The organism is Butyricicoccus sp. AM27-36, assembly GCF_003480945.1.
Classification (GTDB): Bacteria; Bacillota; Clostridia; order Oscillospirales; family Butyricicoccaceae; genus Agathobaculum; species Agathobaculum butyriciproducens.
The window spans coordinates 1-7,827 of the sequence record NZ_QUJR01000010.1 but is presented as its reverse complement, the minus strand read 5'-3'; the positions used below and the strand labels follow the sequence as shown (position 1 = coordinate 7,827).

The following is a 7,827-nucleotide window of genomic DNA, read 5'->3' as shown; positions in this document are numbered from 1 at the left end:
TTCTGCACCGTCTATGCCGCAAGGCAAAAAAAGAACGCCTTGCGAGCATAAGCTTGCAAGGCATTGAAATTTCAGTTTTTCCATTATATCATATTGTGTGGAAATTTCAAGTGTTTTTTTCTTCGCCTATTCCTATTATATATAGATATAGCCGCCGCTTGAGAAGCGAACGAAATGTGCGCTGACGCCGCGCGGGCGCACAAGAGGGTAGACACCTGCGGTTTCCACCCTCTTGTGTATCTCCCCTTTCTCTTAGAGGGTCTGGCGCAGACCAGAGACCGGCGACCGCTCCGAAATGGGGGAACGGCAGTCGGGTTACCGTTGCGTGTCTTTCGTGAAATATTCGTAGTTCACAGATAGATTACTGCTACACAGGTGGGTTAGTCTTCGCTGGGCGCGGCACAAGGTGAATTGCCCGAAGGGCAAGAGAAGGTCCCCTGTGGGATACCAGTGCCGCGCAATTCGTTAGCGCGTTATTATAGACAGGGTCTGCGAGAATAAATTGTACCAAACGTCTAAACTCGTAAGTGCCGTGCGGTACAACGTGCCAAGGATTTGCGCGGCACTGTCATGCCGCGCCTTGCGTTGATTAACCCGCATGTGTAGCAGAACGGTATCTGACCCTGCGAACAGGTTGCTCAAGAGGACGGACTCCGAAGGTAGTTCGTCCGTAGCAGAGAAAAAATCCTCTGCCGTCCCCCTATTTCGCAGCGGTCACATGTTGGCAATCTGCGCCGGACTATCAAGCAAGGGAAAGGTAGGAGTTCAAAGAGGAAGGAAAACCGCAGGTTGTCCTTCCTTTTTGCCCCCGCGGCGGGCGCCGCACTCTCCCGCGCTCCGCAGAGCGCAATTCCCTGCTGAGGTTCAGCGAAAAACTCTCCGCCCGTTAGGGACGAACACGCTGACGCAGTTCGTGCACCCCGGCTTTCCGGTGCAGAAAAAGATGCTGCCCGGAAAAGGACGAACACACTTACGCAGTTCGCGTACCCCAGCCATTCGGTGCCAAGAATGCGCGACCGCTCTGCTGTTTTAGGCAAAAGTAAAAACCCCATTCCGAACGGAACAGGGTTTTGTACTTCGCTTTATATGTGTTCAGGAATTAGCCCTGAGAGATAGCGCCTACCGGGCAGGAACCTGCGCAGGTACCGCAATCTACACATGCGTCAGCGTTGATCTCGTACTTGCCGTCGCCCTCAGCGATAGCGCCAACCGGGCACTCGCCAGCGCAAGAGCCGCACATAATGCAGCCGCCACCGATAACATATGCCATTGGTATTGCACCTCCAAATGTATTTTACAATTATCATTTTACCACAAGATTTAAAAAAAGCAACAAAAACAAGTGGTTAGTCTTTGGTAACTTTTATCATAGTACACAATTTGGGTCAGTTTATGAAAAACCGAGAAAAATCGTGATTCAAAGCGATATAACGAGAAAACCAATGGTTAGCCTTATCTACCTCTCTTTAATAGTCAGAAATGGTCAAATTTTTCTCTTGATTTTGGACGCCTCCGGATATACAATATAGACAATGATCAGGGAAGGTCAGATGAGCGAGTGCCTTCCCCGGAAGGAAGTGAAACACCATGAAAATGTCCGATGTGATCGCCGACTTCATCGGTGAGATGCTGTCAGACGGCGGCGGCGTTGCTGAGCTGCAGCGCAAAAGCCTTGCTGACCGGTTTTCGTGCGTACCGAGTCAAATCAATTATGTGATAGAGACCCGCTTCACACCGGAGCATGGTTATCTGGTTGAGAGCCAGCGCGGCGGCGGCGGTTTCATCCGCATCATCCGTCTGCTGGATGACAAGCAGCGCACGCTGCTCGAAGCGGCACGCGGTATCGGCGGACGGCTAAGCCAGAACGACGCGGCGCGTCTGACACGCGCACTCGTTTCCGCTGAGCTGCTTACCCAGCGCGAAGGTCAGCTGCTGCTGTCCGCTTGCTCGGACGGTGCGCTGGCGGAGGTTGATAAAACCGACCGCGACAGACTGCGAGCCGCCATTTACCGATGTGCGGTAATGGGCGTTGCGACAGTCTAAGGGGGACGCTGTCCCCCTTAGATACCGAAAAAGTTCCGAAGAAACTTTTTCGGATAACCCCCTCTCGTTCGCACAGCGAACGAGGACGCGCCGCCACGGCGCGGGCAGCGGTATTCAAACCCGGCAAAGCTGGATTTGAATGAAAATGAAAAAGCAAACCAATTTACCTTATATAAAAGTATAGAATCTCTTGGAGAGGAGTTTTGACTTATGAAATGCGAAAAATGCGGCAAGAATGAAGCTACCATGTATTATAAGGAAACCGTAAACGGTGTCACCCGTGAGATGCACCTGTGTCCGGAATGTGCACAGAAGGAAAACCTCGGCGGTGCGTTTGAAAACGCATTTCAGTCGATGAACCACTTCTGGAGCGATCCGTTCCATTCGTTCCTCGGCGGCGGCTTTGGCAGCCTGTGGAATGACATGCTGGGCGAGGCGGCTCCGACCGCTACCATGCTCGGCACCGAGCGCAAGTGCCCGACCTGCGGCATGACCGAAAGCGAACTGCGCCGCACCGGCCGCGTCGGCTGCCCGGACTGCTACTCCACGTTTGCGGACATTCTGAATCCGTATGTGCAGAAAATCCACGGTGCAACGCGTCATATCGGCACGGCTCCGGCGGCCCCCGAGCAGCCGAAGGCAGATCCGGTGGCTGACCTCAAGGCACAGCTGAAGGCGGCAGTTGAAAGCGAAGATTACGAGCGCGCAGCAAGCCTGCGCGATGAGATCCGCAGAATGGAGGGTGAACAGAAATGAGTATGTTTGAGATTCACGGCGGCTTTACCGGTCTGGCAGCGTCCAGCCGCGTACGTCTGGCACGAAATATTAAAGGCTATCCGTTCCGTCTGACCGAACAGCAGCACAGTGAAATTGCTGACAAGATATTCGCTGCACTGAAAGAAAACCCGACCATCGGTCCGGAGTTTGACAAGAAGCAGATCATCCCCCGTTCGACCGAAGCCTCTCAACTGGTTGAGGAACACCTCATCTCCCCTGAGCTGGCGCAGAACGGCGGCTGGCTGATCGTCTCCAAGGACGGCGGCGTGTCCATCATGGTCGGCGAAGAGGATCACCTGCGTCTGCAGGTCATCGGCACCGGTCTTTGCCCGAAGGAATGTCTCGAAACCGCAAACCGTGTAGCTTCGCTCATCGAAGCGGCGTTGCCGTTCGCGTATGACGAGCGCCTCGGCTACCTGACCGCCTGCCCGACCAATATCGGCACCGGTCTCCGCGCCTCCATCATGCTGCACCTGCCGATGCTGACCGCAACCGAGCAGATGGACCGCATCATCGGCTACGCGGGCAGCCGCGGCTGTGCCGTTCGCGGCACCTACGGTGAAGGCTCGCAGGCGGTCGGCGGATTCTATCAGGTGTCCAATCAGGTTACTCTCGGTGCGTCTGCCGCAGAGCTGACCGACAAGCTGGTAGAGACCGCGACCACTATCATCGACGCCGAGAAAAAGGCGCGTGAGCAGGTACGCAGCCAGAACGAACCCGCACTGCGTGACCGTATTTACCGCGCAGCAGGCACGTTGCGGAGTGCATATCTGATTGACACGAATGAAGCCGTTCAGTGCATTTCCAATGTTCTGATTGGTCTGCAGATGGGTTTCCTGTCCGGTATGGACGCGCAGAAGCTGTACGCACTGGAGGAGCACATCCGTCCGGCAATGCTGAACGGCGCACCGCAGGACCGCGATAAGAAACGCGCGGAAATCCTGCGTGAAGCGACAAAGCCTATTCAATTCAACTAATCACCTGTCCCGTAGGGGCGCACAGTGTGCGCCTACTCCAACCACGATGCTGAAATTCGGGCGCACACTGTGCGCCCCTGCGAGGACGTTTTACCCCTAAATCAAGCTATTTTCCTACTCTGAAAGGAGTGTTATTTATGTTCTATCAAAATCGTTTTACCGAGCGTGCCCGTCAGGCACTGACGCTTGCACAGGAAGCGGCCGCTTCGTTCGGCCACAGCTACATCGGCTCGGAGCACCTGCTGCTCGGCCTGCTGCGTGAGGGCGGCGGCCCGGCCGCCAAGGCACTCGCTGCCGCCGGCGTGACCGATGAAGCACTCGTTAAGCAGATTGAAGATCTGTCCGGCCGCGGCACCCCGGATTCCACCGCGCCGCAGGGCATGACGCCGCGCACCAAACGCATTGTGGAGCTGTCTGTGCAGTCCGCGAATGAGATGGGCACCGGCTATGTCGGCACCGAACATCTGCTGCTCGGCATCCTGCGCGAAGGGCAGAATGTGGCACTGACCGCACTGGCCAACCTGCGTATCACCCCGCAGATCCTTGTTGAGAAGCTGAATGAGGCGCTCGGCGGCGTACAGGACAGCGTTTCCGGCGAGCCTGGCACTGCTGCAAACGGCGGCGCTGACAGCAAGGACGCGCTCAGCCAGTTTGGCCGCGACCTGACCGCCGCTGCCAAGGAGGGCAAGCTGGACCCGGTTATCGGCCGCTCCAAGGAGATTCAGCGTGTCATCCAGATTCTGTCCCGCCGTACCAAGAACAACCCGGCGCTGATCGGTGATCCGGGTGTCGGCAAGACCGCCGTTGTCGAGGGTCTTGCTCAGAAGATTGTTTCCGGCGACGTACCGGAGACCCTGAAGGGCAAGCGCCTGATCTCGCTCGACCTGACCGGCATGATCGCAGGCACCAAGTACCGCGGCGAGTTCGAGGAGCGCATCAAGAAGGTCATCGAAGAGCTGACCGCCAAGAAGGACACCATCCTGTTCATTGATGAGATGCACATGCTGATGGGCGCCGGTGCGGCTGAGGGCGCGGCTGACGCTGCGAATATCCTGAAGCCGGCACTGAGCCGCGGTGAGGTACAGGTCATCGGTGCAACCACGCTTGACGAGTACCGCAAGAATATTGAGAAGGATGCCGCTCTGGAACGTCGTTTCCAGCCTGTTCAGATCAACGAGCCGTCCGCCGAGGATGCCGTTGAGATTTTGAAGGGTCTGCGCGACAAGTACGAAGCACATCACCGCATCAAGATTCCGGACGAGGCCATTGAAGCCGCTGTCAAGCTGTCTGTCCGCTATGTAACCGGTCGTTATCTGCCGGATAAGGCAATCGACGTAATTGATGAGGCCTGCTCCCGCGTTCGCCTGTCCAGCCTGACCACTCCGCCGGATTTGAAGCAGCTCGAGGACGAAATCGCCGCCGTTGCCGCAAAGAAGGAAGAGGCCGTCAAGGGTCAGGACTTTGAGAACGCCGCCAAGCTGCGTGACGAGGAGAAGTCCAAGCGCGAAGCGATGGAGGCTCGCAAGAAGGAGTGGGCCGACCAGCAGACCAAGTCGCACGGTGCTGTCACCGAGGACGACATTGCAGCCGTTATCTCCGGCTGGACCGGTGTTCCGGTTGCTCAGCTGACCGAGGACGAGGGTCAGCGCCTGCTGCACCTCGAGGATACGCTGCATCAGCGTGTCATCGGTCAGAGCGAGGCTGTAACCGCCGTTGCTAAAGCAATCCGCCGCAGCCGTGTCGGCCTGCGCGACCCGAAGCGCCCGATCGGTTCGTTCCTGTTCCTCGGCCCGACCGGTGTCGGCAAGACCGAGCTGAGCAAGGCACTGGCCGAGGCCATGTTCGGCGATGAAAATGCGCTGATCCGCATTGATATGTCCGAATATATGGAGAAACACGCCGTTTCGCGTATGATCGGTTCGCCTCCGGGATATGTTGGCTACGATGAGGGCGGTCAGCTGTCCGAGAAGGTTCGCCGTCATCCGTACTCGGTTGTCCTGTTCGATGAGATCGAAAAGGCACACCCGGATGTATTCAACATCCTGCTGCAGATTCTTGAAGATGGTATCCTGACCGACGGTCAGGGCCGCCATGTAGACTTCAAGAATACCATCATCATCATGACCTCCAACATCGGCGCACAGAAGATCACCGGCAGCGGCCGCAAGTCGCTTGGCTTTGCGGACGGCAAGCCGGAGGACGCTGCAGGGCGCACCTTTGAGCAGATCAAGGCCGACGTTATGGCGGAACTCAAGACCGCGGTTCGTCCGGAATTCCTCAACCGTATTGATGACATCATCGTGTTCAACCGTCTGAACGAGGACGAGATTGCACAGATTGCCGACGGCATGCTCCGCAAGGTTGCTGCCCGCATGCAGGATATGGAGATCACCATGGATTGGACCGAGGCTGCCAAGAAGCACCTTGCCAAGGCTGGTTTTGATCCGGTTTACGGTGCCCGCCCGCTGCGCCGCGCTGTTACCAACGAGGTCGAGGATCTTGTTGCTGAGGAATCCCTTGAGGGCAAGATCAAGAAAGGCGACAGCGTAACGCTCGATGCCGCCGACGACAAGCTGGTGCTGACGCATAAGGATGCAAAGACTCCCGCAGAAACTGAAAATAAGGACGAATAATCCTTATCTGGATAGCGAAAGAGGTACGATTCGTGAGAATCGTACCTCTTTGGGTTTTGCGTCTTTTTGGTCTGTGCACAGAATTGAGAATGAAAAATGGAGAATGGAAGCACCCGTAATTCGCAACCAATCGAAATCTATTCTTCCAAATCGGACCGATTTTATAGTATAATGAACATATACAAGACAAGGGCGGTGATACCATGCTGAAACCACGAATCAAAGCACTTTTCGTCCTGCTGTTCGCCACCATTGTGATTATGACCGTTGCAGTCAAAAACACGCCGCCGGTTTCGGAATATATGCGGACCGGAATCCGGCTGTCTGACCTGTCAGACCTCGAACGCACTGAATTTATGGCGTCAAAAGGTGCAGCTGTGCCGCATAACTACAAAACCTCTGTCGGTTTTCAAGAGCTAACAACCGATCTTGTCACTCGATACGAAGAAAATCCGTACAAAATATTAACCGGTACTTATGGCAGCCTTTCTACAAACCTCTACGCCGAGGAAGTCCGCAAAATCGTAAACGATTACTATGGTATTTATCACGTCGAATATTATTTCGACCATTATCCCGAATATCCGCCGTATTCTCCGGATAATGAAACCTAAAGCGGCACAAAAAAGCCTCTGTCCATCGGACAGAGGCTTTTTCTATTCGAATTGATGCTCAATCGAAGCAGTATTTTGACAAGCAAGAGCAAGCAGGCCGAGGAAAGCGGCGAGGCCGCGTACAACAGTACGCAGCGAGCCGTTTGACGACGGGATGCGCCGCTATCGCGCAGTCAAAAATTACTTAGACTCCTTAGCAGCCTTGATTGCGTCGATCATCATCGGAACAACCTTGAACAGATCGCCGCAGATGCCGTAGTCAGCTACGTCGAAGATCGGAGCGGAATCAGACTTGTTAACTGCTACGATGCACTCGGAATCCTGCATGCCAGCCTTGTGCTGGATAGCACCGGAAATACCCAGAGCAACGTACAGCTTCGGATGTACGGTCTTGCCGGTCTGACCAACCTGGTGGTCAGCAGACAGCCAGCCGGAGTCGATAGCAGCACGGGAACCGCCAACAACGCCGCCGAACAGGCCAGCCAGCTCTTCAGCCAGCTTGATGCCGGTCTCAACGTCCTTGGAGATACCACGGCCTACAGATACAACTACCTCAGCGCCGGTCAGGTCAACCAGCTCCTTAGCTTCCTTAACGACCTCGAGAACCTTGGTCTTGATGTCAGCCTCGGACAACTCGAAAGCTACCGGCTCAACAACTACTGCGTTAGCCTTAGCCTCGTTGTACTCGCCCTTCTTCAGTACGCCCGGACGAACGGTAGCCATCTGCGGACGGAAGCGCGGGCAGATAATGGTAGCCATCAGGTGACCGCCGAATGCCGGACG

8 protein-coding genes are annotated in these 7,827 nt (G+C 55.6%); 6 read left to right on the top strand and 2 right to left on the bottom strand.

The genetic code is table 11. The features are described from left to right. Positions 1-185: hypothetical protein (locus DW724_RS15875; protein ID WP_207665663.1), on the top strand; the 185-nt coding region annotated here is incomplete at its 5' end. A 914-nt stretch (positions 186-1,099) separates the two neighbouring features. On the opposite strand, the gene DW724_RS12580 is transcribed toward DW724_RS15875, so the two are convergent. Continuing rightward, positions 1,100-1,270, bottom strand: a complete 171-nt coding sequence (locus tag DW724_RS12580) for a DUF362 domain-containing protein (RefSeq protein WP_110435960.1) — start codon at positions 1,268-1,270, stop codon at positions 1,100-1,102. Between the two features lie 317 nt (positions 1,271-1,587). Here DW724_RS12580 and DW724_RS12575 point away from each other — a divergent pair, with 317 nt between their 5' ends. The 5 genes from DW724_RS12575 (at position 1,588) to DW724_RS12555 (ending at position 7,044) form a co-directional block, all read left to right on the top strand. After that, entirely contained in the window at positions 1,588-2,043 is a 456-nt protein-coding gene (locus tag DW724_RS12575; RefSeq protein ID WP_117752031.1) for a CtsR family transcriptional regulator, read from the top strand. A gap of 210 nt (positions 2,044-2,253) precedes the next feature. Then, complete coding sequence (locus DW724_RS12570; protein WP_118761720.1) at positions 2,254-2,799, top strand: UvrB/UvrC motif-containing protein; 546 nt, start codon at positions 2,254-2,256, stop codon at positions 2,797-2,799. Then, positions 2,796-3,797: an ATP--guanido phosphotransferase gene (locus DW724_RS12565; RefSeq protein ID WP_118761719.1), complete on the top strand. Its 1,002-nt coding sequence runs from the start codon at positions 2,796-2,798 to the stop codon at positions 3,795-3,797. Before DW724_RS12570 ends, DW724_RS12565 begins: the two co-directional genes overlap by 4 nt. 137 nt (positions 3,798-3,934) lie before the next feature. Continuing rightward, positions 3,935-6,430 (top strand): ATP-dependent Clp protease ATP-binding subunit, encoded by a 2,496-nt coding sequence (locus DW724_RS12560; RefSeq protein ID WP_118761718.1) that lies wholly within the window; start codon positions 3,935-3,937, stop codon positions 6,428-6,430. Between the two features lie 203 nt (positions 6,431-6,633). Further along, positions 6,634-7,044 (top strand): hypothetical protein, encoded by a 411-nt coding sequence (locus DW724_RS12555; RefSeq protein WP_118481154.1) that lies wholly within the window; start codon positions 6,634-6,636, stop codon positions 7,042-7,044. Positions 7,045-7,224: 180 nt separating this feature from the next. On the opposite strand, the gene DW724_RS12550 is transcribed toward DW724_RS12555, so the two are convergent. Then, a partial coding sequence (locus DW724_RS12550; protein ID WP_147358663.1) for an electron transfer flavoprotein subunit alpha/FixB family protein occupies positions 7,225-7,827 on the bottom strand: 603 nt, incomplete at its 5' end.